This window comes from Chryseobacterium takakiae (assembly GCF_900129385.1).
GTDB classification, from domain to species: Bacteria; Bacteroidota; Bacteroidia; order Flavobacteriales; family Weeksellaceae; genus Chryseobacterium; species Chryseobacterium takakiae.
Genome location: NZ_FQVO01000010.1, coordinates 142,331 through 168,510 on the forward strand (window position 1 = coordinate 142,331; position 26,180 = coordinate 168,510).

General features: G+C 37.6%; 27 protein-coding genes and 1 riboswitch. Of the genes, 11 read left to right on the forward strand and 16 right to left on the reverse strand.

The window, feature by feature from the left end:
- Nucleotides 1–60 precede the first annotated feature (60 nt).
- Nucleotides 61–267, forward strand: a complete 207-nt coding sequence (locus BUA76_RS19105; protein WP_143149913.1) for a hypothetical protein — start codon at nt 61–63, stop codon at nt 265–267.
- A 194-nt stretch (nt 268–461) separates the two neighbouring features.
- Here BUA76_RS19105 and BUA76_RS13740 read toward each other — a convergent pair whose 3' ends face one another.
- From BUA76_RS13740 to BUA76_RS13750, 3 genes are all read right to left on the reverse strand, one after another.
- Nucleotides 462–1,055: an IS1096 element passenger TnpR family protein gene (locus BUA76_RS13740; protein ID WP_072885367.1), complete on the reverse strand. Its 594-nt coding sequence runs from the start codon at nt 1,053–1,055 to the stop codon at nt 462–464.
- 130 nt (nt 1,056–1,185) lie between these two features.
- Nucleotides 1,186–2,217, reverse strand: coding sequence for a sensor histidine kinase (locus BUA76_RS13745; protein ID WP_072885368.1), 1,032 nt, complete (start codon nt 2,215–2,217; stop codon nt 1,186–1,188).
- Nucleotides 2,218–2,268: 51 nt separating this feature from the next.
- The gene (locus BUA76_RS13750) at nt 2,269–2,946 is read right to left on the reverse strand and encodes a response regulator (RefSeq protein WP_072885369.1); all 678 of its coding nucleotides are present in this window, start codon (nt 2,944–2,946) and stop codon (nt 2,269–2,271) included.
- Nucleotides 2,947–3,134: 188 nt separating this feature from the next.
- On the opposite strand from BUA76_RS13750, the gene BUA76_RS13755 reads away from it, so the two are divergent.
- The 3 genes from BUA76_RS13755 (at nt 3,135) to BUA76_RS13765 (ending at nt 8,246) form a co-directional block, all read left to right on the forward strand.
- A complete protein-coding gene (locus tag BUA76_RS13755; RefSeq protein ID WP_072885370.1) occupies nt 3,135–5,690 on the forward strand; it encodes a TonB-dependent receptor domain-containing protein in 2,556 nt (851 codons plus the stop codon).
- A 29-nt stretch (nt 5,691–5,719) separates the two neighbouring features.
- Nucleotides 5,720–6,886, forward strand: a complete 1,167-nt coding sequence (locus tag BUA76_RS13760; RefSeq protein ID WP_072885371.1) for a hypothetical protein — start codon at nt 5,720–5,722, stop codon at nt 6,884–6,886.
- Nucleotides 6,887–7,082: 196 nt separating this feature from the next.
- A complete protein-coding gene (locus tag BUA76_RS13765; protein WP_072885372.1) occupies nt 7,083–8,246 on the forward strand; it encodes a hypothetical protein in 1,164 nt (387 codons plus the stop codon).
- A 548-nt stretch (nt 8,247–8,794) separates the two neighbouring features.
- Here the strand turns inward: BUA76_RS13765 and hemL are convergent.
- The 4 genes from hemL to BUA76_RS13785 form a co-directional block, all read right to left on the reverse strand.
- The gene (gene hemL / locus BUA76_RS13770; RefSeq protein ID WP_072885373.1) at nt 8,795–10,078 is read right to left on the reverse strand and encodes a glutamate-1-semialdehyde 2,1-aminomutase; all 1,284 of its coding nucleotides are present in this window, start codon (nt 10,076–10,078) and stop codon (nt 8,795–8,797) included.
- A 69-nt stretch (nt 10,079–10,147) separates the two neighbouring features.
- Nucleotides 10,148–11,206 (reverse strand): glucosaminidase domain-containing protein, encoded by a 1,059-nt coding sequence (locus BUA76_RS13775; RefSeq protein WP_072885374.1) that lies wholly within the window; start codon nt 11,204–11,206, stop codon nt 10,148–10,150.
- Nucleotides 11,207–11,271: 65 nt separating this feature from the next.
- On the reverse strand, nt 11,272–12,180 hold the full coding sequence (locus tag BUA76_RS13780) for a 1-aminocyclopropane-1-carboxylate deaminase/D-cysteine desulfhydrase (RefSeq protein ID WP_072885375.1): 909 nt from the start codon (nt 12,178–12,180) through the stop codon (nt 11,272–11,274).
- Nucleotides 12,181–12,389: 209 nt separating this feature from the next.
- Nucleotides 12,390–12,716 carry a hypothetical protein gene (locus BUA76_RS13785; RefSeq protein WP_072885376.1) on the reverse strand — a complete coding sequence of 109 codons (327 nt, stop codon included), beginning with the start codon at nt 12,714–12,716 and terminating at the stop codon, nt 12,390–12,392.
- A 40-nt stretch (nt 12,717–12,756) separates the two neighbouring features.
- Between BUA76_RS13785 and BUA76_RS13790 the strand changes: the two genes are divergently transcribed.
- From BUA76_RS13790 to BUA76_RS13800, 3 genes are all read left to right on the forward strand, one after another.
- Nucleotides 12,757–12,939 carry a DUF5522 domain-containing protein gene (locus BUA76_RS13790; RefSeq protein WP_029294953.1) on the forward strand — a complete coding sequence of 61 codons (183 nt, stop codon included), beginning with the start codon at nt 12,757–12,759 and terminating at the stop codon, nt 12,937–12,939.
- Nucleotide 12,940: 1 nt separating this feature from the next.
- Nucleotides 12,941–13,468 (forward strand): DUF4136 domain-containing protein, encoded by a 528-nt coding sequence (locus BUA76_RS13795; protein ID WP_072885377.1) that lies wholly within the window; start codon nt 12,941–12,943, stop codon nt 13,466–13,468.
- Between the two features lie 537 nt (nt 13,469–14,005).
- Entirely contained in the window at nt 14,006–15,544 is a 1,539-nt protein-coding gene (locus tag BUA76_RS13800; RefSeq protein ID WP_072885378.1) for an endonuclease, read from the forward strand.
- A 98-nt stretch (nt 15,545–15,642) separates the two neighbouring features.
- On the opposite strand, the gene BUA76_RS13805 is transcribed toward BUA76_RS13800, so the two are convergent.
- The 3 genes from BUA76_RS13805 to namA are packed head-to-tail and all read right to left on the reverse strand — an operon-like array spanning nt 15,643 to nt 17,374.
- Nucleotides 15,643–15,972: a CCC motif membrane protein gene (locus BUA76_RS13805; RefSeq protein WP_072885379.1), complete on the reverse strand. Its 330-nt coding sequence runs from the start codon at nt 15,970–15,972 to the stop codon at nt 15,643–15,645.
- A gap of 27 nt (nt 15,973–15,999) precedes the next feature.
- A complete protein-coding gene (locus BUA76_RS13810; RefSeq protein ID WP_072885380.1) occupies nt 16,000–16,290 on the reverse strand; it encodes a DUF2752 domain-containing protein in 291 nt (96 codons plus the stop codon).
- Nucleotides 16,291–16,321: 31 nt separating this feature from the next.
- Nucleotides 16,322–17,374, reverse strand: a complete 1,053-nt coding sequence (gene namA, locus BUA76_RS13815; RefSeq protein ID WP_072885381.1) for an NADPH dehydrogenase NamA — start codon at nt 17,372–17,374, stop codon at nt 16,322–16,324.
- A gap of 105 nt (nt 17,375–17,479) precedes the next feature.
- On the opposite strand from namA, the gene BUA76_RS13820 reads away from it, so the two are divergent.
- The 4 genes from BUA76_RS13820 (at nt 17,480) to BUA76_RS13835 (ending at nt 21,521) form a co-directional block, all read left to right on the forward strand.
- Nucleotides 17,480–17,962, forward strand: a complete 483-nt coding sequence (locus BUA76_RS13820) for a cytidine deaminase (protein WP_072885382.1) — start codon at nt 17,480–17,482, stop codon at nt 17,960–17,962.
- A gap of 151 nt (nt 17,963–18,113) precedes the next feature.
- Nucleotides 18,114–18,320, forward strand: coding sequence for a hypothetical protein (locus BUA76_RS13825; RefSeq protein ID WP_143149914.1), 207 nt, complete (start codon nt 18,114–18,116; stop codon nt 18,318–18,320).
- Nucleotides 18,321–18,433: 113 nt separating this feature from the next.
- Nucleotides 18,434–18,610, forward strand: a riboswitch (cobalamin riboswitch).
- A 30-nt stretch (nt 18,611–18,640) separates the two neighbouring features.
- Entirely contained in the window at nt 18,641–20,467 is a 1,827-nt protein-coding gene (locus BUA76_RS13830; protein ID WP_072885384.1) for a TonB-dependent receptor plug domain-containing protein, read from the forward strand.
- 13 nt (nt 20,468–20,480) lie between these two features.
- Nucleotides 20,481–21,521, forward strand: coding sequence for a hypothetical protein (locus tag BUA76_RS13835; protein WP_072885385.1), 1,041 nt, complete (start codon nt 20,481–20,483; stop codon nt 21,519–21,521).
- Between the two features lie 156 nt (nt 21,522–21,677).
- Here BUA76_RS13835 and BUA76_RS13840 read toward each other — a convergent pair whose 3' ends face one another.
- The 6 genes from BUA76_RS13840 to BUA76_RS13865 form a co-directional block, all read right to left on the reverse strand.
- Nucleotides 21,678–23,099 carry a CCA tRNA nucleotidyltransferase gene (locus tag BUA76_RS13840; RefSeq protein WP_072885386.1) on the reverse strand — a complete coding sequence of 474 codons (1,422 nt, stop codon included), beginning with the start codon at nt 23,097–23,099 and terminating at the stop codon, nt 21,678–21,680.
- Between the two features lie 153 nt (nt 23,100–23,252).
- Nucleotides 23,253–23,801, reverse strand: coding sequence for an L-threonylcarbamoyladenylate synthase (locus BUA76_RS13845; protein WP_072885387.1), 549 nt, complete (start codon nt 23,799–23,801; stop codon nt 23,253–23,255).
- Nucleotides 23,802–23,841: 40 nt separating this feature from the next.
- Complete coding sequence (locus tag BUA76_RS13850; RefSeq protein ID WP_072885388.1) at nt 23,842–24,150, reverse strand: GIY-YIG nuclease family protein; 309 nt, start codon at nt 24,148–24,150, stop codon at nt 23,842–23,844.
- 69 nt (nt 24,151–24,219) lie between these two features.
- A complete protein-coding gene (locus tag BUA76_RS13855) occupies nt 24,220–24,723 on the reverse strand; it encodes a DinB family protein (RefSeq protein ID WP_072885389.1) in 504 nt (167 codons plus the stop codon).
- 103 nt (nt 24,724–24,826) lie between these two features.
- Nucleotides 24,827–25,276: a GNAT family N-acetyltransferase gene (locus tag BUA76_RS13860; protein WP_072885390.1), complete on the reverse strand. Its 450-nt coding sequence runs from the start codon at nt 25,274–25,276 to the stop codon at nt 24,827–24,829.
- 69 nt (nt 25,277–25,345) lie between these two features.
- A complete protein-coding gene (locus BUA76_RS13865; protein ID WP_072885391.1) occupies nt 25,346–25,825 on the reverse strand; it encodes a nuclear transport factor 2 family protein in 480 nt (159 codons plus the stop codon).
- Between the last annotated feature and the right edge of the window lie 355 nt (nt 25,826–26,180).

The following is a 26,180-nucleotide window of genomic DNA, read 5'->3' on the forward strand; positions in this document are numbered from 1 at the left end:
CTTTTAACAAAAATAACAATTGTGATTGGAATAAGAGAATTGTGGATGTCTAATTTTTGAATGCGGAACATTTCACTTTCCCGCTCAGCTTATTACCATCGTGTTTTATTGATTTTTGATCGTGCTGATTTCTTTATGTCAAATACCATAGCCCTGATCGCAGCTTTGTCTGAGCTCATTTTTGTTATCGGGCGGCGCGGCTCCGCCGCGCCGCCCGATAACAAAAATAGCGAGTGCGGAGAGCAGGAAAAAGCTCCAAATACATAATATTGCTTTTCGATAAAATCAAATTGCTCCTTAAAAATCCATAAACAGTTACAATCCGACAAAGTCAAAAAGCTTCAAATAAATGATCCCGCAAATAGTCAAGTACCTTTATGTAAAAAGAATATCATAAAATTCACCAAAATTGGCCAATAAAAAAGGCCCTGAATTTCAGAGCCGTATGTTTATATCTTTAATTATCTTTCGTCATCGTTATCTTCATCATCAAAAACATCGTCATTGTAATCTTCTTCTTCCTCATCATCGAAATTATCGTCATCCTCATCTTCAAAATTACCACTAACGGCAAAATCATCTTCGAAGCTGAAATCATCATCCAGCAATGGCATGGCAGATTTCTTTTTGGATCCTCCTGCTCCGCTTTTGCTTGGTGCTTTTAAAGGCACATTCCCGAATCGGTATACGGTAATTGGGTAGTTTACGCCTTTTGTTTCATCAATAATCTCGATCAATTCGCAGAAAAATTCCCAAAGATCGAGAAGTCCGTACTGAAACTGAGCTTTATCACCTTTATTTTCGAAAGCTTCATCGATGTAAACATCCGACATAATCTCTCCATCGCCATCGTCACTCATGTCTTCCAACGGAACACTTTTTACGATTGTTCCGTCTTCTTCCAGTAAATTAAAAGCTGAAAGCTCGTCTCCCTGCAAGCTGAACGCACTTTTAATTCCTAAATGTAAGTTCCATAGCGTCTGTTTTCCTTTAACTTCGATATCCCGGAAAATATCTTCTTTCGCATCTAATATTACGCGGATTTTGTAAACCATCAGTTTAAAATTACTTTTTTGCCTTTGTTATTATGATAAATCTCTGTTGCAAATATAAAATAAATGAGATGTGACAAAAAAATATTTCAGGATTTTTTAAAATATTTTTTTTTCATACATTTTGCAAAAATTATTTACTTTTTTCAAGCATAAAGCTGAATTTTGTTCCTTCGAGGTATACGCTTTCTACTGTGATATTTTCATTATGAGCCTCCAGAATATGTTTTACGATGGCCAATCCTAATCCTGAGCCTCCTTCTCTCCTGCTGCGGCTGGTTTCCACGCGGTAAAATCTTTCAAAGATCCTCGGAAGACTTTCTGCTTTGATGCCCATTCCGTTGTCGATAACTTCAATCAGAACTTTATTTTTAAGAATATTCGTTTTTACCACTACTTTTGCTTCCTGTCTGTTGGCATAATGGATGGCATTGGAAATAAGGTTGATAAAAACCTGCGAAATCTTCTGTTTGTCTGCCTCTACAAAAATCTGCGGATGCAGGGTCTGGATCTGCATGGTAGCATTATGTTTTTCGGCTTCAAGATCAAGGAGATCAAAAATTTCCCTAATGAGAAGGTTGACATCAAATTTTGAAACGGTAAGATTTATTTCTCCTGCCTCCAGGCGGTTGATCATATCCAGATCGGTAACAATGGCAATAAGCCTTTCTACTGACTTATCAATTCTCTCCAGGTATTTGTCGCGGATGGTAAGATTATCTACTCCGCCGTCACGCAAAGTTTCTACATATCCCTGGATGGAAAACAAAGGCGTTTTAAGTTCATGAGAAACATTTCCTATATATTCCTTACGATAGCTTTCCATTTCCTTCATCATGTCCAGCTCGGTAACTTTTTTCTGATTTAAATCTGAAAATCTTTCTCCGAGTTCTTTGATGGTAATGTTCTCGGCATCATCATGAACAATTTCCTGTGGTAACAGTTGCGAAAGCCCGCGAACCTGTTTTTTACCATAGTAATTGAACAACAGCTCTAAAACAATATAATTAATGATAAAGATAAAAATAAGGCAAATGAAAAGACCTATCTTGAAGAAAGGTGTACTGTAGTAGATATCTTTTAGCGAATCAAAAATGATTACTAAAAGAAACATCACCAATGTCAGAAGACAAGAGGCTACGAGGGTAAGTCTGTAAAATTTCAATTTTACAATTTTTATGGGTTTGATGTAAAGGTAAGAAAATGAAATTGAGTACTAAACAATAAGTTTATACCCAATTCCTTTTAAAGTCTGGATTGTGTTGATCCCTAATTTTTCTCTTAGCCTTCTGATATGTACGTCAATCGTTCTTTCTCCTACGATCACATCATTTCCCCAAACCTTTTCCAGAATTTCTTCTCTTTTGAATACCTTCTCCGTGTTGGAGGCAAGTAAGTAAAGAAGGTCAAATTCTTTTTTCGGAAGCAGAAACTGCTGTCCGCTTTTCGATACTCTGAAATTGTCTTTATCAATGATCAGATCACCAATCTCAATAAGCTTGGAATTGTCCGAAACCTGAGAAGTAAGCTGTAATAAAGCATTTACTTTAGAAATAAGGATTTTCGGTTTGATAAGTTTTACGATATAATCATTTGCTCCTGCCTGAAAACCTGCCAGCTGAGAGAATTCTTCGCTTCTTGCTGAAAGAAAAACGATCAGCGTTTTCTGAAGTTCCTTAATTTTACGAAGTTCCTGACATGTTTCAATACCGTCTTTTTCAGGCATCATGACATCCAGTAATATAAGATCGGGCACAATTTCTTTGGCTTTATCGATACCTTCGTTACCATTTGTGGCCGTATAGATATCATAGCCTTCCTTTTCCAGATTGTAAGACAGAATCTCTAAAATATCCAATTCATCGTCTATTAAAAGGATTTTCTTTTGGTTCATTTCTAATTTTTACGCGTCAAAGTTAATAATATTTTAATCACAGTTTAATAAAAGGAACATCGTTCACATAAAGTTAACAATAATATCTTTTTCTTAATGTTTAGTTAAGAAAAAATTAAATTTCCCTAAACCATTTACCCCACAGATTCTTTCTTCCTTTGCACCGAAAGTTATATAGTAAAAAAGAAATGAATTTTAGAAAACTGAGTATCGCAGTTTTGTTTTTAACAACATCGGGAACTGTACTTTACGCTCAAGAGACCAAGAACGACACCTTAAAGAAAGAAAAAAAAATCGAAGGTGTAATTATCCAGGGAACTACTAAAAAGGGAGCAGAATCTAATATTATAAGTCTTCAGAAAAAATCTGTAGAGGTAATTGAAAGAGTTGGTTCTGTACAGCTCACCAAGCAGGGTGTTGGCGATGCGGCAACAGCAGTTACCAAAGCAACAGGTACTCAGAAACAGGAAAGCAGCGGACAAATATTCGTAAGAGGTTTAGGAGACCGCTATAATTCAACGACATTAAACGGACTTCCTATTCCTTCTAATGATCCTTTATATAAAAATATTGATCTTGGTATTGTAAAAACCGATATGATCGATTATCTGAGTCTGGAAAAAGTATACACTCCGAGAATATGGGGAGACATGGCAGGAGCCAATGTAGATATCGTTTCAAAAGTATATACAGGAAAGCCGTATTTTAGAGTTAACCTCGGTTCTTCAGTAAATTTCAATGCTGTTAATAAAAATAATTTTCTTCTTCAGGACGGCCCTAATTTTTTCGGGACCGATATCATTAAAAAACCTTCCAATGCTTCTGTAGCAAGTGCTGGATATGTTTTCAAAACTTCGTGGCAGGACAAGGAACAGAATAATCCTTTTGCTTCATCATTAGGAATTGATTTCGGAACAAATCTTAAGATAGGTTCTACAGGAAAGTTAAGTATATTCGGATATGCAGCTTTTGACAATGATTACGGATATGTAAAAGGAATTGCAGGAGGTGCATACGACGGACAGAATACACCGCTGAAAATTTATCAGGATGCCGAAGAATACAGATATCTTACAAACAGTACCGGCTTACTTAATTTAAATTATAAGATTAACAGCAATCATAATATTAATTTTACGACCAACTATATCCACACCACTGACCAGAAACTGGGAAATTATATGGGATATAACAGGGATTATTATGATAACGACCCGTTACAGGAGAGATATGTAACCAATCTTAGAAGAGCTACTTACAAAGTAAACGATTTATTCGTTAATCAACTAAGAGGTGAACATACACTGTCTGAACCATTGAAAATTTCATGGAACTTAGGCTTCAACAGGCTTGAAAGCAAAAGACCGGACCGTCAGCAGAATGTTACCATATTCGACAAGCAGCTTAACACAAGCTTCTTTGCAAGCAGTAATCCGGGGGCAAACAACAGATATTTCGATAACCTGATTGAAAACGATTATGTAGGAGACGTACATGCAGATTATAAATTTTCAGAAAATGTAAAAGTTACTTTAGGTTACAGCGGAAGATATAAGGATAGCGATTTCAGGGCAACCCAGTATAACTTCAGAATAAAACTCAGCCAGGGAAGTTATTTTGTAGATCCTAACAACTACGATACTTTTTTCAATCCTTTGAATTATCAGATCGGTGCTTTCGATATTGTAACATTCAGAGGAGATGTGAAGTTTGATCCGGCTACTGCTTTAATTCCGCAGTTCTTTACATCAGAAATATTTAACAATGCAGGGTATGCCAACCTTGATTATAAATTTAATGAAAAACTTACCGCGCAAATCGGGGTTCGTTATGACAATCTTAGTCAGAAAATGACTTACAATACGGCACTTATTTCCAACGGAGGTAATTTAGATAATAACTATAATAAGATATTACCATCATTGAATGTTAAATATGCATTGAATGATTTCAATAACTTCAGATTATCAGCTTCCAAAACCTATACGACTCCGCTTTTGCTTGAAATGGCTCCGTTTGAGTATGAAGATATTGATGAATCAAGCTTAGGTAACAAAGATGTTTACCCTTCCGATAACTATAATTTAGATCTTAAATGGGAATGGTTCCCTAAAAAAAATGAAGTAATTTCAATTACAGCTTTCGGAAAATATATCAAAAACCCTATTTCCAGAATTACTATCGCTTCCTCTTCCAACGTGGTATCATTCGCCAATGTGGGAGAAAGTGCCAGAGTATTCGGAGCAGAGATTGAATTCAGAAAAGATCTTTACACCAAAGGAAACTCAAGATTCTATACCTTCCTTAATGCAACTTATCTTAATACAGAGCAGGATCTTGATTCCAAAAAGCTTACAGAAGAAAACACCTATGTTTCCGGAAACTTCCTGAAAGATAAAGAAAAAATGCAGGGCGCATCAGATTTCCTTGCCAACGTAAACCTTGGATGGGAAAACAAAATGAAAAACGGAAATCTTGATCTTGTTGTAGCGTACTCTTATATCGGAGACAACATCTACTCATTAGGATTCGAAAAAAGAGGAAATATGGTAGATAAAGCAATTAGTACGCTTGATGCTACGGCAAGATTCAAATTCAACAATGGATTGGGAATTTCACTTCAGGGTAGAAACCTCATCAATCCTACAATAAAAAGAGTTCAGGACAATGAAAACACAGAGCTTATCTCTAAAGAATACAAAAGAGGTATCGGGCTAGGCTTAGGAGTTTCTTACGAATTTTAAATTAAAACAGAAATAAATCTAAAAGTATTATGAAAAAGAATCACTTAAAATTAATAGCTGCGGCTTTATTTATTGGTACTTCATTCGCTGTTCAATCATGCAGCAGCAGCGATGATGATGATTCAATCCCAACAGTATCTCCTGTAGGAATCGCTCAGGACCCGAATAACTTTAAAGGTGATGTTCCTAGCGGACAGGTTGTAACTTTGGACCCTACCAAAGTATACAAACTTACTGGTGCTGTAATGGTAAAAGACGGTGGTAAACTTGTAATTCCTGCCGGTACAAGAATAGAAGCGACAGGTGGTACTTCTTCATTTATTACAGTAGAACAGGGAGGACAGATCTTTGCTAACGGTACAGCTTCTGCTCCTGTAGTATTTACATCTCCTGCTGCAACACCTGGAAGCTGGGGAGGATTAGTAATCTGTGGTAGAGCTCCTATCAACAAAGGAACTTCTGCTACTGCTGAAGTAGGAAATGCTACTTATGGAGGTACAAATGCTACAGACAACTCTGGATCTCTTACTTATGTGAGAGTAGAATATGCCGGAGCAATCTTCACAGCTGATAAAGAATTCAACGGACTTTCTCTTTTCGGAGTTGGTAGTGCAACAAAAGTAGAAAATGTTGCTTTGGTAAACGGATCTGATGATGGTATCGAATTCTTCGGAGGAACTGTAAATGTTTCAAACATCGTATCTGTTGGCAACGAGGATGACGCTTTCGACTGGACTGAAGGATGGAACGGAACTGCAACCAATATCTATAGTAAGAGAAGAGCGAACGGTACAGGAAATAGAGGTATTGAAGCTGATAATAATTCCAACAACCACGATGCATCTCCAAGATCAAACCCTACCATTAAGAATGCTACCTTTATCGGTGCTACTTCAGGAGAGGCAGACGGTTTCAAACTTAGAGTAGGAACGTATGCTACAATAGACAATGTTGTTCTTTCAGGATGGTCTACCGGAATCAACATCGAAAATGATGCATCGGTAAGCTATTTCAACGGAGGTGGTAAAATTACCAATATTAAATTTGACAATGTTACAACAAAAGCTTCTGCTAAATCTAATGCAGGAAGTTCAGTAACTGTATTGGCAAATACTTATACAGAAAACACCAATGCTGCAGGAGCAGGAAACGGAACAGCAACTCCTACATGGGCATCAGGATGGTCAAGCTTATAAGACATAAGTAATTAGTTTTATCATATCAAATTAAAAAAAACGGCACCGGAATTTTTACCGGTGCCGTTTTGTATGTATTGAATTAATCTGCATTTCTTCTGATTCGGATTATGGAAATACAGAGAAAAATGGTAATTTGGTCTTCTGAAAATAAAACAAGTATTTAAATACCTTTAAGCATAATAATCATAATATTATGAGAAAAAACTATCTGAAGCTCTTCATTGCAGCTGCCGTTATCAGCTTTTCATCCATAATCCACTCATGTTCGGAAGATGAAGACACAGCCAGAATTGAAGTAGTGGGAATTGCACAGGATCCGGCAAATTTCAAAGGTGAGGTTACCGATGGCCAGGTGGTTACTCTTGATGCGACAAAAGTATATGTACTCAATGGAGCGGTACGCGTGAAATCCGGTGGTAAGCTTGTGATTCCGGCAGGAACAAGAATTGTAGCTACGGCAGGAGCAGAATCCTATGTTGTAGTAGAACAGGGCGGACAGATTTTTACCAACGGAACTCCCGCATCTCCCGTAACATTCAATTCCTCCGCAGCCGCTGCGGGAACATGGGGAGGTGTCATGATATGCGGAAAAGCACCCATCAATACCGGTACAACAGCTACTTCCGAAGTCGGAAATGCTTCCTATGGCGGAACAGCCGCCACAGACAATTCGGGAGCATTAACGTATGTAAGAATTGAAAACGCAGGAATCAGCTATGCTACCGATAAAAACTTCAATGGCCTGTCCCTGTATGGTGTGGGAAGTGATACGAAAGTAGAAAATATAGCCGTTGTAAATGGTGCTGAAGATGGGATCCAGGTGTATGGCGGAACAGTAAATATTTCCAATATTGTTTCCATCAGCAATGCAGATGATGCTTTTGTCTGGACAGACGGATGGATAGGAACAGCTACCAATCTTTATACAAAAAGAAGAACCAGCGGTACAGGAAATACCGGGATCAAAGGACTCAACAATGCTACAAATGCAGATGCCTCTCCAAGATCCAATCCGATTATTAAAAATGTGACCATTCTTGGCGGGACATCAGGAGAATCACAGGCAATAAGACTGTATTCCGGAACACACGCCAATTTTGAAAACGTAGTGCTTTCTAACTGGACAGACGGTTTCAGTCTTGAAAGTAATTCCACGGTAACCTATATCAACGGGCAAAGCAAAATCAAAGATGTATTTTTTGACACCAACGTTACCAACAAAATGACAGCGAAAGCAACCGATGGTTCCACGGTAACCATCCTGCCATCAACATACACCGAAAAATCTGATGCTGCCGGTGCGGGAAACAAGCTGGGAAGTCCGGCCTGGGCAATTGGATGGTCTACCTTACAGTAAATTAGTTTAAAATGATAATAGCAACGGCATCGGAAAATCAGGTGCCGTTTTTTTTGACTGATCTTTCGTAACCGGCGAATACTTCAGCAGATATGTAATACATTCTGCCAGATCTTTAAAACACTTATCCTGACTTATATTTCACCTCTTCGGATACGTGTAACACCTCGCTGTCGGGGTGATGAACGTCAAAATAAAGGTTGAACAACCTCTCGGAACCGTTAAAATATTTGGGGAATTTTACAATTGTTCAACATCGGTATTTGCTGATGAAATAAAAGTGTGCTATGATAAGATAGAACTCCAAAGGAGTTCTGGTATTACAGAATGGCTTATCAATCTACACAGATATTGCTCCTTTAGAATAAATTAAATGATGACATCACGCAGTATGCTGTAAAATTATTACTAAAAAATGAAAAGTATTAATACAAGAGACTATCCAAAATTTTAGACAGCCTACGAATTTTCATGTTATGATTTCAGATTAAAATAAAAAAGATGAAGCTTTAAACCTCATCTTTTTAGAATTTATTTTTAAAAAATTATTAAGAATATTCAAATTTTCTTACAGCTTCCAGTGTCATATCAATTTCTTTATCCTTGATGGCATCACTGATAAAATACGTTTCATAGCCGCTTGGCGGAAGATAAATTCCATTAGTAAGCATCTGGTGGAAAAAATTATTGAACAAGGCATGATTGGCTTCCTGGGCTTCATCAAAATTAGAAACCCTGTTGGTATGGAAAAACACCGACATCATTGATCCTTTACGGTTGATTTTGTGAGCAATTCCTTTTTCATTCAAAATTTTTCCGATTTCAAAATCCAGTGTTTCGGTTGTTTTTGCTAATCTGTCAAAAAACCCGGCGTCATTCTTAATTAACTGAAGCGTTTTGAGTCCGGCTCTCATTGCTAAAGGATTTCCGCTAAGTGTTCCTGCCTGATAAACTCCTCCTTTCGGAGCCAGGTGATCCATAATTTCATTTCTTCCTGCGAAAGCACCTACCGGAAGTCCGCCGCCGATTACCTTTCCGTACGTTACCAGATCCGCTTTTACATTAAAGAGTTCCTGAGCTCCACCGAAAGCCAGCCTGAAACCTGTCATCACCTCATCGAAGATTAATAAAGCGCCGTTTTCATCACAGATGGTTCTCAGCTTCTGTAAAAATTCGTTTTCAGGAAGAACACAGCCCATATTTCCGGCTACAGGTTCAATAATGACTGCAGCAATTTCACCCTCATTATGTCTGAATAAATCTTCTACCTGTTCAAAATCATTATATCTTGCCAGCAACGTATCTTTCGCCGTTCCTGCCGTTACTCCCGGAGAATTCGGATTTCCGAAGGTAGCGGCACCACTCCCCGCTTTTATCAGGAATGAATCTGAATGTCCGTGGTAACAGCCTTCAAATTTTACGATCTTATCCCGCCCCGTAAAGCCTCTCGCCAGACGCACTGCGCTCATGCAGGCTTCCGTTCCTGAAGAAACCATTCTGATCTGGTCTATATTCGGGACATTATCCACGATGAATTTTGCAATTTCCGTTTCCAGTTCTGTGGGAGCTCCGAAAGAGAAACCTTTTTCTGCCTGGATTTTTAATTCCTCTAAAACTTCGGGATGGGTGTGCCCTAAAATAGCCGGCCCCCAGGAATTAATGTAATCAATATACGTGTTGTCATCGGCATCGGTAAGGTAAGCCCCTTTTGCAGATTTCATAAAAACAGGCACTCCACCTACGGATTTGAATGCCCGGACCGGGGAGTTCACTCCTCCCGGAATGTATTGGTACGCTTCATCGAATAAAGCTGAACTTCTTTGGTATTTCATATATAGTTGTTGGTAAATGGCTGATGTTGTCAGTGGATCAATCAACCGACAACAAAGACCATCAACGAATTAATTTCTTGGCTTTTTGTCAATTAAATAAATCAGTTGTCCGGCAGAAGGCTTCTGCCCTGCATCCATCCTGTTCTTAGCGTACAGTTTATTTAATTTAATTCCGAATTTCTGGGCAATATCATGCATATCTTCCCCTGCTTCGGCTTTATAGGTTGCCGTATTTCCATCAGAATTTTTAGATTCCAGGAATACGATGTCATTTTTGTATAGAACATCCCCTTCAAGCTCGTTCCATTTTATTAATTTGCTTTCGCTTATCTTAAATTTTTTTGCGATAAATTCCAGGTTGGTATCTTCAGGAATGACAATGTATTTCAGGCCGTCGTTCGGGTGGGTTTTAATGAGAATAGAATTAAGAACTTCCGATTTCGTTCTGATTCTTTCCACCCTTTTCTGCTGTTGCGCATAAGAAGTCTGTTTATAGGGTACTTCAACGATTACGGGCTCTTTTGCTTTTTTGGTATATTTTTCCGTTTCCAGCTGCGCCATAAAGGTTCTGTCTTCCTTAAGATTCGGATACATTTTTAGCACTGCGTACAACACTTCCTTTGAGCTGGTGTTATCGAATTCGTATAACCTGTATTTTTCAATTTTACCGATTAATATGGAAGCATAACGTGGATTGGTAGCGTATCCTGCTTTTTTAAGTCCGGTTGCCCAGGCTTTGTAATCTTTCATATCCAGATTGAAAAGATTGGCGTAGTATTTTCTGGTCGACAAAAATATGGAATGGTCTTCATATGACTGACGCGGATCGTCATACACCCGGAAACACTCATTTGGAGCATCATCGGTGTGTTTCATGGTTTTCCCGGTCCAGTCTTCCTTGCATTTGATTCCGAAGTGGTTTTTACCTTCCCGCGCCAGCCGGCTTTGTCCGCCGCCCGTCTCCAGAAGTCCCTGTGCAAGGGTAATAGAAGCAGGAATTTTATACTTTTCCATTTCTTCTACAGCATATTTGGCAAATTTCTGGATGTATTGATCTTCAGTTGCCCAGGTCTGAGCCGAAAATTTTGATAAAACTAAAAGGCTTACGAGTAAGAAAAGTCTTTTCATCTTATAATTTTTATGGTTTTAAAATGAAAGATGAAACACGTGGTGTTTCCTATTTTCAATTTTACTTATATAATTAAATTTCTGTTCTGTTTTTCCAACAATAAATTTGCACCTTCAATTCCCTGTAATCCACCGGTATGGAAGCACAAAACTTTACTGTTCTCAGGAAAATATCCTTCTTCAATCATCCCAAAAACCTTCTGCATCATTTTTCCTGTATAGATCGGTTCCAGCGGAATTCCGTAGTTCATTTTAAAGTCATTGATAAAACGGATATTCTCATCTTTTATTTTACCATAACCTCCGAAGGAAGAATCTATTAGACTGAAATTTCTCTTCGAAGTTAATTTATTTATGGTTTCTTCAAGAGAATTATCCATCACAGCCTTGAACCCTATAACTTTCTGATTTTCTTCACAAAATTCCGAGATCCCTGAAATAGTTCCTCCCGTTCCAACTGCGGTGCAAAGATAATCAAAATCTTTTGTTTCGTCATTCAGCATCATTTTTATACCTTCTACGGCTTCTTTGTTGGTTCCGCCTTCCGGAACAATAAGGGCATCAGGAAATTCGGACTGTAAAAATTCGGTGAGCTTTTCCTTATGTCTGTATTCTTCACGGTTTACAAACTGTAAGTTCATTCCGTTTCTCCGGGCAAAAACTAAAGTTGGGTTTTCCCGCCATTTGCCTTTAAGTTCTTCTCCACGGATCATACCTAAAGTAGAAATTCCAGCGAGATTTCCTACTGCGGAAACTGCCGCAATATGATTGGAAAATGCGCCTCCGAAAGTGATGATATAAGGTTTTTCCGGGTTTCCGGCTAAGTAAGTATTAATATTAAAAAATAGCTTCCAGTATTTGTTTCCTGAAATTTCGGGATGAATGAGATCTTCTCTTTTGATAAAGAGTTTCACCTTTTTATCAATCGGGATTTCCTGAATCGGGATTTTTTGTGCCGGAAGATGTAGTATCATTGTAGCCTTATCTGTTTTACAAAAGTACTGCTTTTAAATTTTTTTAACAGATTCTGCTTCACTGAAATTTGTGATACATTTAACCACCCCTCAAAAATTCAAAACAATTTTTGACACCGGTGCCTCATGCTTTTTATCTGTTATAATGGAATCGGCGAATCTCATTTCTCGATTTGCAATGGAGTGGAATTTTAGTTTTTACAATAATTTTAAAGATATTTTCTGAAGCTCCAGAATTTTCTTTTTTTAAGGTAATTCAGGTCATGTTCATTGGCATATGCCTCTCTTTCAAAAGAAATTCTCTGGTAAGCGTGATATGCATTTTTCAATTTAAACAGCCAGTAATAATACTCTATGATATAAAATAAGTAGAAAAAGAGAATAAGCATTTCGATTTGCTGTCTTAAATGAATCTTTTCGTGGTTGATCAATATATTATTTTTCTTATCTTCGAAATTCCTTATTAAAATAAAAGGAAAAAGAGCGATGCCGCTGATTTTTAGGAATTTCAAAAGTTTTTGGCATACAATTATCATGATAACAAATATAAAGTTTTTTGACTTAGCGATTTAACCTATGGCACTTTTTGACATCAAAGAAGGTGAAGATTTTTACTACAACGAGCAGGGGTATAAGGTTTTTACAGAAAAATTTCATCTTAAAAGAGGGCATTGCTGTAAAAGTGGCTGTAGACATTGTCCTTACGGATATGATAAAAAAACGGACACATTTATTAAAAACGATAAAAAAAATAAATAAAATGAAGCGCTATATTTTTATTTTGTTAGCCTCGGCTACTTTGGGTGTAACATCCTGCAGTCCTTTTAATGTACGTTCTGATTATGCGGAAACCGCCAACTTTACGAATTACAGAACCTATAAGCTCAGAATTGATGATCTGAAACTGAATGACATCGATAAAGACAGAGTTTTGAACGAATTATCAAAACAGCTTCAGATGAAAGGCCTTCAGTCTGGAGAAAACCCGGATCTGATCATCAATGTGAAAGCCAATCATAAAAAGATCACCGATATTACTACCAGTTCTCCTTACGGAGCGTGGGGATGGGGTGGACCTTTCGGATGGGGAATCGGGATGAACAGAACGTGGACCAGCAACTATAATGAAGGAGCCATTATTGTAGATATGGTAGATGCAAGATCCAATAAACTGGTTTGGCAGGGAATAGGAAGCGGAATTTCCGTAGACCGTCCGCAAGCCAAACAAAGACAAATTCCTGAAATTGTGGCTGAAATCATGAAGAATTATCCTCCGCAAAGAAAATAATTTAAATCAATCATTATATATGAACGCCGATGCATATTTGCATCGGCTTTTGTTTTAGCCTGTATTGAATTAGCAATTTATAGTAAGTTTAATTTCGTACTAACATTTATTGCAGTTAGAAATTGTATTTTTCGTGACAAATATGTTTTACTTCTCTTATTTCCACATTATTTCTTATAAATGAATGTGTTATGGTATCGCACTCTTTATGGTCATTACTGTTCTTAATGAATTTAATAAATCCAAACGTTGTAATAATTAAAGAAATCAAACCAAAAAATAAAAAAATTGTTTTCTCATAATATTATTCTAATTGCTAAAGTTTCAAATATATACTTTTTTTGAGCAGTACGTAAGCAATTATAAAGATATTTATAATAATCCATACTAAAATCAAGTTATTAGTTATTTCGAAATATAAGTGTCATTAATTTACTTACTGATGAAATAATATTTCATTGATATTAAACAAAAATTAACAATTCCGTAATTTCTTATTTGTAATTTTATATTAATCTTACCACCTAAAATATTGACATGAAAAAATCATTATTCCTTGTTGCATTTGTATCTTTTCTGGCAAATGCTCAGGCTCCTTCGGGATATTACAATTCAGCCAACGGATTATCGGGCGCTTCACTGAAAACAGCTTTAAGTACAATCATTACCAACGGACATCAGGACAAAGGCTACAATGGACTCTGGACCGGCTATAAAACAACCGATATTGACAAAAATTATGAAAATGACGGATCCATTCTGGATATTTATTCAGAAAAACCGGCAGGTACAGATCCCTATAAATACATTCCCGGAACGAATCAATGCGGCACGTATTCTGTCGAAGGAAACTGCTACAACCGGGAACATATTGTCCCTCAAAGTTTATTTAATGAAGCTTCACCAATGGTTTCCGATATTCATTTTATCAGGGCTACGGACGGAAAAGTAAACGGAATGCGATCCAATTATCCTTTTGGAAAGGTTGGTACTGCAACATTTACCTCTAAAAACGGCTCTAAACTTGGAAATTCTGTTTCCTCCGGATATTCCGGGACTGTTTTTGAGCCGATTGATGAGTTTAAAGGAGATGTAGCCAGAATGATCTTTTATTTTGTGACACGGTATCAAAGCAAGCTTTCTACTTTTTCCTCAGGAAATATGCTGGGCAGCTCCACTTTTCCGGGATTACAGACCTGGGAACTGAATATTTTGCTGGCATGGCATAATCAGGATCCCGTATCGCAGGCTGAAATCAATAGAAATAATGCTTCCTACACTTTCCAGGGAAACCGAAATCCTTTTATTGACAATCCGAATTATGTTAATTTAATTTGGGGATCAGGGTCTACTGGCGGTGGCGGAACTACAAATCCACCTACGACGACCGGTTGTGCGAATGAAACTTTCGAAACCATCCCCACAGCAAGTTCAGCATCTTATTTAACAAGAACGTGGAACAACAGCGGAGTTTCCTGGACTGCCACTGATGCCAGAACCGATCAGACGGTTTCCACAAAAGCCATTACGGTAAGAGACGGCGCTTTAACATCTGGAAGTACAGCCAATGGAATTGGGTCATTAACGGTGACCACACAATTAAAGTTTACAGGATCCAACGGAACATTCAATGTAAAAGTTAATGGCACAAACGTAGGAACCGCACCTTACAGTACCAGTGCAACGACTACTACGATTAATAATATTAACATTTCAGGAAACGTGGTTATCGAGCTGGAAAACAACTCAAGCAGCAACAGAGTGGCCATTGACAACCTAAGCTGGACCTGTTATTCCGGAACGTCGAAACAAATTCAGAGTGTTTCTTCAGCATTATCTTTACCACAAAATCAACTGCAGATTTCCCCAAATCCTATTGTGAATAACGAAATATTTGTAAAAGGGGAAACCAAGAATATTACAAAAGCTGAAATTTATAACCTTCAGGGAAGAATGATACAATCCTTTGAGCAGCCTTTCAAAAACAGCAGGAATTCTATCAAGATTAATAATCTTCCTTCAGGAGTTTATCTTCTGAAAATGGATAATTCAATACTGAAGTTTATCGTTAAATAGATAATTAATGAGCTGATAGGTTCTGCTTCATTAAACCAATATAAAAACTCCTTCTCTCAAGTGAAAGAAGGAGTTTATTTTGTGATGAGATAAAGAAATTAATTTCCCTGCATATCTCTGATTCTTTCCTGTAACAATTCAGGATCTGAAAGAGCGTCAACTCCTACAGAAGAAATAATGTAAATGTAATAGATAACAGAAAGTACGTTCAGAACAATACCAACAATACAAAGTATTCGTCCTACATTTAAGTTTCCATAATTAGTGTATTCTGTAGGGTTTTGCTTGTACAATACAAGATCCTTATTCGCGAGAACAAGACCAATTATTGCCGCAATAAGACCTATAACCCCATAGCAGCAACATGTTACAATGGAGACAATTCCTAAAACTAAAACGGCTGTTGCGTTTGGTAATTTTTGATTCATAGTTTATAATTTAATGTTCGTGTTTACTTAATGTATAAAAATGTTATGTTTGTAAAAATAAGAAATTACCATAATGACTGAATTAATAATTGCAAGAAAAATTAATATGTTACCATAATTTCTTTTTTTATCTATAAAATTGAGAATTACCGCACCGAAAAATAAAAGCAATGTATATACGGCAGGAAACATATGAAAAGCTTCTGTAAATTTCCCTTCAAAAACCATTAAAATAGCTCTTTGGCTGCCACAGCCAAAACAATCTATTCCAAGAAATTTCTTGGTAGGACAAGGTAGCATGAAATCTTCAGCTTTCATATTTTATTTTTTGTTGATCAAATATATAAAATTAAGAAGATATTTTCGCTCTCAGATACTGATGCGGGAAAAAACATTCTTCATTCATTTCAAATGATCCCTGAACAGCAATATAAGGATTTCTTAAGATTTCCCTGGCAATAAAAATAAGATCGGCATCTCCTTTCTGAAGAATTTCTTCCGCATGTGAAACTTTTTTAATCAGCCCTACCGCTCCGGTTTTTACTCCGGCTTCATTTTTTACCTGTGATGCTAATGGCACCTGATATCCGTCAAAAAGCGGAATCTTAACGCCATGAATATTTCCGCCGCTGGAAACATCAACCAGATCAACAGCATGATTTTTCAACACTTTCGCCAGCTCAACACTGTCTTCAATTTCCCAGCCGTTTTCGGCGTATTCCGTTCCGGAAATTCTTACAAATAAAGCAACATCTTCATTCAGTTCTTCATTTACGGCATCTACTATTTCAATGAGAAAACGGATCCTGTTTTCAAAGCTTCCGCCGTATTCATCGGTTCTGATATTGGAAAGCGGCGATAAAAACTGGTGGATCAGATAACCGTGAGCCGCATGAATTTCAATAACATCAAAACCTGCCTGTACCGCCCTTCTTGCTGCCTCTCTGAAGTTTTGCACCTGTTCCTTAATTTCTTCAACGGTTAACATATGGGGAATTCTTTCTGTAGGGTGATAAGGAATCGGGCTTGGTGCGATCGTTTCCCATCCTTCTTCAACAGGAATCTGGGTATTATTCCAGGTTGATCCTTTTCTGCCGGAATGCGAAAGCTGAATCCCTATTTTACTTTCTGAATGTTTGTGAACAAACTCAACAATTTTTTGAAGCTGTTTTGCCTGGTCATCGTTCCATATTCCCATGCAGTGATTGGTAATTCTTCCGCGGGGTTCCACACCGGTTGCTTCTACGATAAGCAGACCTGCTCCGCCCTGCGCGCGGCTTCCGTAATGAACAAAATGGAAGTCATTGGGAAGGCCATCTTCACTGGAATACATACACATCGGCGACATCACCCATCGGTTTTTCAGTTCTACATTTCGGAACGTAATTGGATTATATAACATGTTAATTTATTATTTTAAAAAATTGAGAATTGCAAAGAGCAGGCCTTTATTGCCCACCTCGTGAAAAAGAAGTACTTTTATCCCCCTTTTTTTAATCCACAATATATGAAAAAAGAAACTCAGATCCGTTACGAATATTTTAAGAATCGCGGTGAACTGAACGATATAGAGATACAATTGTTTGAAAGAGCAAAGGAAGCGCGCGAAAATGCATATGCTCCTTACTCCAATTTTCTGGTAGGATGCTCTGTACTGCTGGAAAACGGAACCATATATTCCGGGAACAACCAGGAGAATGCAGCGTTTCCTTCCGGACTTTGTGCTGAAAGAACCACCTTATTCTGGGTAGCTGCCAATTTTCCGGCTATAAAAATTAAAAAGATTTTCATTGTGGGAGGCCACCGGGAATTTCCTGAGAAAAACCCGCCGATTCCGCCATGTGGAGCCTGCAGGCAAAGCTTGATTGAGTTTGAGACCAAGCAGAATGAAAATATTGATCTTTATTTTTCGAGTATGAATGAGGAGGTGGTGAAGGTACAGTCGATTAAAGATTTGCTGCCGTTTTATTTTGACGGTACGTTTTTGTAGTGATTTTGGTGAATGATGAATTTTGCTTTGCCAATGAATGGGGAATTGTAAAATTGACAAGCGAAGCAAATTGACAGTTCACGATTGGCTTCTTTTGAATTGGTATTTTTAGACCATTCCGTCTTAATTTTCTTTGAAAATTAATCCACCAGTGCCTCAATATACTTTATTATTTAACAGATTCGGCGAATCTCGTTCCTCGATTTCCAGAGGAGGGGAATTTTTACCGTACAAAGTTCTTAGTGTACAAAAGACTGAGATTTCTATGCTGGCTGAGCCTGTCGAAGCCACCTGTCCTGCTACCCTAGCCCTGATTGTAACGAAAATCCCGGAGTGGAGCGGCGGAGCCGCGGAATGAGGAATTGCAGTGGAAAGCAGGTTCCCGGCTCCTGAAAAATAAACACAAACTTTACCAATTCATCATCGTTCTTTAATTATTTCTCTGTTTTTGCATTTTTGACGAATAAGTTTATCTTTGCAAAAAATTTTGGTTTCCAATCATTTGGAATGAAAAGGGAATCGGGTGTAAATCCCGGACTGTCCCCGCAACTGTAGATCGCAAACAAAGTTTCTACGACAAACCACTGTGCAAACGGGAAGGTGTAGGAATGCGAAAGTCAGGAGACCTGCCAGAATTGTAACTAAATACATTGCTTTCGGAGGAAAAGTAACAATAGAATGGATATAAAAAAATCTTTAGTACTGATTTTTTCGGCTTACGGCTGCTTTCTTTCTGCGCAGGAGAAAGTCATCGATACGGTATATATCTTTGACAATCAAATGAATAAAGTAAAGCTTTTTCATAGTGTCAATATGATCCGTCCGGGAGATTTCGAAAAAAACGCCACCAATCTTTCCGAGCTTTTACGGTTCCAGTCTCAGCTTTATATTAAAGAAAACGGACGGGGTGCTGTTTCGTCGCCTTCTTTCAGGGGGACAAGTGCAGGACATACGGCTTTTGTATGGAATGGCATCAATATAAACTCCGCCTTCCTGGGACAGGGTGATGTAAATAATATTCCGCTTTTCGGATATGATGAGCTTGAGGTGAAAGCTGGCGGTGGAAGCGTTCAGTACGGAAGTTCGGCTATCGGAGGGAGCATTCACCTTAACAATAATCTGGAATTTAATAAAGGATTTCACACCTCCTTATTTTCTGAAGCAGCGTCTTTCGGGACGTATAATAACTTCCTGAGAACGTCTTTCAGCAGTGAGAAATTCAGCATTAAAGTTTCGGGGAATTATGTCATCAGCCAGAATGATTATGAAGTTCCGGAGAAGGAATACATCAACAGAAACGGCAGGTTTCACAATTCGTCGATCAACATCGGAGCTTCGTATAAAATTGCGCCGCATCAAACGATTTCGTGGCAAAACCAGTTATTTGACGGATCCCAGCATTATCCTATTTTCACAGAGAGCGGTAACAAAACAAAATATAAAGCCCAGACTTTGCGCAGCCTTCTTTCCTGGGATGTTACAAGGAATAATTTTTCCAACAGCCTTAAAGCGGCTTATACGGAGGATAACTTCCAGTATTTCGGAGATATTGATAAGCCGAAAGAAAGCGGAGCAGAGGGTAAAAATTATATTTTCAGGAATGATTTTAATTATTTCATCACTCCGAAGCTTAACGTGAATGCGATTGGAGAATTTCAGGTAAATCAGGGATTGGGCTACCAATCGGGCATCGGTGATATCAGCAGGAATGTTGGTTCTGCAGCCGGTCTTGTACGCTATTTTCCAACGTCTGATCTTCGCTTTGAAGCCGGTATTAAGAAAGATTTTGTAGAAAATATATCTTCTCCTGTTCTCTATTCTTTTTCGGGAAGATGGCAACTGGCGAAATGGTATCTGGTGGGCGCAAGCTTCTCAAGAAATTTTAAGTTCCCTACGTTTAACGATCTGTATTGGGGACAGGGAGGAAATCCTGATCTGGTTCCGGAAACCTCAATAAACCTGGATATGGATCATGAATTGACATTCGGAGATCTGAAACTGACTGTAAGTCCGTATTATATGGATATTAAAAACTATATCAACTGGCTTCCGACGGCTGCAGGTTACTGGGCTGCGTTCAATACCTACAGTGTAGAAATTTACGGTCTTGATTCGCAGATTACTTATCGTAAGAATTTAGGAAATCATCATTTTACATTGAATGGCGGATATACGTATTCCAGATCTACCAATAAGCTTACGGGAATGCAGATGATGTATGTTCCGCTTCATAAGGCTACCGGAAACATCGACTACCGCTACCGTTTCCTGAGTATTTATGTTCAGGGTCTTTTCAATGGGCTTACCTATACTACTACCGACGAAAAAAGAGCGGATGCCATTGATCCTTATTTCGTTTTGAACGCCGGAATTTCCGCAAAATTTTTAAACCATTACACATTAGGATTTAAGGTAAATAATTTCACAGACGCTGTTTATCAGACCGTTTCTTATTATCCTTTGCCTAAAAGAAATTACAGCGTCTATATTAATATTAATTTTTAACATTTAACATATTATGAAAATAACTAAACTTCTGACCCTTGTTTTTGCTTTTGCATTGCTTTTTACTATTTCTTGTACCAGCGATGATACTATAAGCGATGAAGTATTCTACGGAAACGGATTTCTGCTAAGCAACGAGGGAAATTTCGGAAAGCCTAATGCTGATGTAACATTCGTTACTTCAGACCTGAACATGAAACAGGACAATATTTTTTCTGCCAACAACGGAGGCTCAAATCTGGGTGATGTTTTGCAGATGATCAGCTTTAATGGAGACCATGCTTATCTGTTGCTGAATAATTCAAACAAAATTCAAATCGTAAACAGATCCAACTTTAAGAGAACAGGTGAAATTACCGCTCAGCTGAACTCTCCACGATTCATGACTTTTGCCAACAATAATATTTATGTAACAAATGACAAATACGGAGGTGACAAATATGTAAGCATCTATAAATCATCTGATTTATCTTTTGTTAAAAAAATAAACTTTACCGACAATGTTGAAAGAATTGTTGAAGCCGGAAATAATATTTTCGTGCAGAATGCTTCTTTCGGTTTCGGAAATAAGATTACTTATATTACGACTTCTAACAACGAAATTCAATCCACGATCACGATACCGAACGGAAACATCAATAAAATGATTGCCAGTAACGGAACGGTATATGCTATCGCCGCAGGAACTGCAGATTCCTACATCTATCAAATTTCAAATGCAGGAAGCATTACCAAGACTTATACTTTAACAGGAATTACCGATGCTACGAATCTTGAAATTGAAAAAGGTAAATTTTATTTCACTTCAGGGCTTAACGTGTATGCCATGGACTTAACAGCTACCACTGTACCTTCTGCTCCATTGTTTACGGTTAGCAATAGTGTTGACCAGTATTCTAATCTATATGGATTCAGTGTTGTAAACGACAGAATTTTTGTTTCGGATGCGAACGGATTTACTCAGGACAGTAAGATCAGCGTATATTCTACGAGCGGATCTCTTTTGAAAACTTTTACCGCAGGTAAAGGTACCAACGGAGCGTTCTGGAACTAAGAACGGCTTGTATTTATATCATACAATTTATTTTTTCATCATTTGTGTTTTTTTCCGGGCGGTTTCTTCGAAACCGCCCGGATTTTTATTTCAAGATAATATTTTGAAAATCACAGTGATGATTAAGATGGTATAATTAAATAGTGCAAAAAACATTTAAGCAAGTGTTAATCCCAGCTTCTCTCCTTCTGCAATGACGAATTGTTTTGCTTTCTCGCTGTCGTTTTCAATTTCTCCCTCCAGGATGGCCTCTTTTACTTTTTCTTTTAAAATTCCGATTTCACGGCCCGGTTTCAGGTTAAACAATGCCATAATCTCCTCTCCGGAAATCGGCGGCTGAAAGTTTCTTACCTGGTCTTTTTCTTCCACTTCTTTGATTTTCACCGCTACATATTCAAAATTCTTTTTGAATTTCTCCTGCTTTTTAGAGTTTTTGGTGGTGATATCTGCTTTACAAAGTGTAAAAAGATCTTCTAAATCTTCTCCTGCGTCGAAAAGCAATCTTCTTAATGCGGAATCTGAAGCGTCATCCGTAATCAGGGCAATGGGACGTGAAGAGAGCTTTACCATTTTCTGAACATATTTCATATCCGGACCTAAAGGTAGTTTCAGCCTCTGGAATAACGTTTTTACCATTTTTGAGCCTAAAAACTCGTGTCCATGGAATGTCCATCCCGTTCCTTCCACAAACTTTTTGGTCGGCGCTTTTCCGATATCATGCAGCAATGCCGCCCAACGCAGCCAAAGATTATCCGTATTTTCTGAAATATTATCAACCACTTCCAGGGTATGGTAAAAGTTGTCTTTGTGGGTCTGTCCTTCTATTTCTTCTATTCCTTTCAGGTCCATCAGTTCGGGGACTATCATTTTCATCAGGCCTGTTTCTTCCATTAGTCTGAGGCCGACAGAAGGTTTTGAAGAAAGCATGATTTTATTGAATTCCACCATAATTCTTTCCATCGAAACGATTTTGATGCGTTCCGCTTCCTGTTTAATGGCTTCCAGAGATTTTTCTTCGATTCTAAACTGTAAAGTAGATGCAAAACGAATGGCTCTCATCATACGCAACGGGTCGTCAGAATAGGTTTGCGCAGGTTCCAGCGGTGTTCTGAGAATTCCTTTTTCCAGATCTTCCACTCCGTTAAACGGATCAATTAATTCACCGAAATTATCTTTATTCAGAGAAATTGCCATTGCATTGATGGTAAAATCCCGTCTCTTCTGATCGTCTTCAATGGTACCGCCTTCCACTTCCGGCTTGCGGCTGTCTTCGGTATAGCTTTCTTTTCTGGCGCCTACAAATTCAAGCTCCAGGTCTTTGTATCGGATCATTGCCGTACCGTACGTTTTAAAAACAGAAACTTTCATCTTCGGATCAATTTCTTTTCCTACATTCTGGGCCAGCTCGATGCCGCTTTGTTCGGTTACAAAATCAATATCTGTAGAAGCTTTTCTTTTCATCAGCAAATCACGAACATAGCCGCCAACGATATACACTGACTGCCCGTTTTTTTCCGCGACTTCGGAAATTATTTTAAAAAGTTTAAGGTTTTTATTCTGATTAAGATTGATGAACATTTTTTTGATGTTAAATGATACTGATAAACAATAGATTAACCTTCACTATTATTTAACTTAAAACCACTAAGAAACCAGATTTTAGAGGTAAAAACTCAATTTCCGACTTCTTAATGGTTGAATTATTTTGCAAAGATAATTAAATCTTTGTTCTTATTCGCGAAGTACTTTTATTCTGTTGTCACTCCAGATTTTGATAACCGAAGATCCTGAATACTGAGAAACTTTTTCCCGGTCTTCTTCCACTGCATAATCTACCAGATCAATAATCTCCGGAGAAATATCAGAAAACTTCAAAGGACTTTTTTCACCACTGAAATTCGCAGAGGTAGAAACCAATGGCTTATTAAGTTTGGTGATAAGTCTCTTACAAAAATCATTTTTTACCAGACGAATCCCGATGCTTCCGTCTTCCGCCAACAGTTCTTTGGGCAGACCTCTCGGATTTTCATACACGATTGTAACGGGTTTTTCGCTCAAATCGATGATTTCCCAAGCCATCTCAGGAACATCTACCAAATCCTGAAGTCTTTTCTCAGACTCTACGAGAATAATCATGGATTTGTTCTTTTCCCGTTTTTTGATTTCAAAAATTTTATTGACAGCTTCTATATTGGTGGCATCACAACCGATTCCCCAAATGGTATCGGTAGGATATAAAATAGTGCCGCCTGATTTTAGTATTTGTATAATGTTTTCCATAATCGTTTGTCATTGCGAGGAGCATAGCGACGAAGCAATCTCAAAAAGGATCCATGATATCCTTAATATCTTCCGTTAAATCTCCCCATTTCGGATTAATTGAATTTATTAAATCTATTTTTTTCTGTCTTGAGCCAGCTTTAATTTGTTTCTCTCTGAAAATGGCATCACCAATTTCCTGAAAAGACTCCCAGTATACAAGTTTATTTACATTATACTTTGATGTAAAACTTAACTCAAAAAACTTTTCTTTGTGTTCACGAACTCTTTTGGGTAAATTTGATGTCACCCCTGTATAGAGAACAGTATTAGTTTTATTGGTCATTATATAAATAAAGCCCGGTTTCATTTGTGCTAATTGATTTTATGGGATTGCTTCGTCGCTTCGCTCCTCGCAATGACATAAAATTAAAAAACTTTATAACCCCGGCAAATATCTTTCCCTAATAATATTCAGATGATGCTCATTATGCCCCACGATTAGCTTTCCTACAGTTTCTGCGGAAATCCGATTCCCGTTTGCGGTACCAACATTTTGTAAGGCCGAAGATTGGGCGCTTTCCAATAAAACCTGAGAAGACTTCCTGATGAGCTGATATTCTTCCAGCAGGGAACTTAAGCTTCTCTCATTGGCGAAAGACTGATTGGCATATAGTTCTTCATCGAAACCCGGCAATTCGTTTTGATCACCTCTTAAGAATGCCAGAATTCTGTATTGAAATACTCTTTCGGTATCTGATAAATGCAACAATAGCTCCTTCAGGGTCCATTTTCCTTCTGCATAAGCAAATGAAGATTGTTCTTCCGAAAGCTGAATATAGATTTCAACCGTTTTTTCTCCGGTTTTTTTTAATTCTTCCAACCAGTTTTCGGATGGAATTAAGTCTAAGTATCTTTGTATATATTTTTGAAAATCAGTCATCTTTTTATAATTTAGCAATGTATCAATTAACAGTGTAACAATTTATAATGTAAAAGTGTAGCATTAATTATTATTAGATTGTTACATTTATTTCTTTGTTGCATTAATTAATGTATTCATTCGTCCACTCGTAGAAATTGACTTCGTTGTATATCTCGAATCCGCATGCAGGGTATAGTTTGTTTCCGATATCGTTGGATTTTCCGGTTTCCAGAAGAATTCCACAGGCATCAGAAGATTTCGCCATTTTCTTAGCTTCTTCAATAAGAGCCTTTGAATATCCATTTCCACGGTAACTTTCATTGACGTATAAATCATTCAGCAGCCAGTACCGCTTCATTCTTGTGGAAGAAAACAGCGGATAAAGCTGTACAAAACCTACAAGCTTTCCATCATTCTCTGCAACAAAAATTTCAGAATCTTTATTTTTGATTCTTTCTGCTAAAAATTTTTCAGCTGCGGGAATATCAGAATTTTTATGGTAAAATATTCTGTATTGATCAAACAGTTCAGCCAGTTCGTATACATCTGTTATGGTTGCTTTTCTTGTCATTTTTATTTGTTGAATTTTAAAAACTTTGTCAAAGATAAATGCTTTGAAAATATAACTTTGACAAAGTATTTATAGGTGATGGTCGTAGCTTAAAACCCTTTTTATTTTCCAGTTTTTGTCTTCCAGAATCCAGAGAATGGTAAATTTTGCCCGGCTTCCTTTATTCCATTTTCCTTTGTAGAATTCAGCAAAATCATGTTCTCCTTCCTGAATAAAAGCGTACAGAACATTATTATTGTACAAAGGATAGACTTTCATACTTCCCGGAACCATTTCGCGCCTTACTTTGTTGGGGCCGCCGCAGATATTATTTTTGATGGATGCAATGAATGCTGCTTTTCCGGAAGTAATTCCGCCTTTATCGTGGTAAAATTCGAGGTCGTCACTGACGATTGAATCATAATGAGAAAGATCACATGCATTAAATCCTATATCGAATATCAGACTGTCTAATTTTTTTGCCGTTTTATAGAGCTCATCGGTATTCTTTACCTGAGAAAACATGATCTGACTTACAATCAGTAACAATACAATCTGAATCTTTCTCATGATTTTTTTTTTAATAATTTATTTTAAACGTAAAGCCCGCTAAGATCATTGACTACAAATGTTTTTAAGGTCGCAAAGATTGAACTACATTCGTAAACCTTCAGTCTATACTTAGAAAAGACCATAAAGCTTAATTATCCAAATCCGATATCTAAAAAAACTTTGTATAGTTTTTCAAATATTTAAATAAAGACTGCCACCCTAGCCCTAATTGAGCAGCAAGTCTGAGCTTTTTAGATTCGGCGCGGCGGCAAAGCCGCCGCGCCGAATCTAAAAAAGCGAGTAGCGAAAGCAGGAAAAAGCTTCAAATAATATATATATTGCTTTTCAATGCAGTCAAATTACTCCTAAAAAA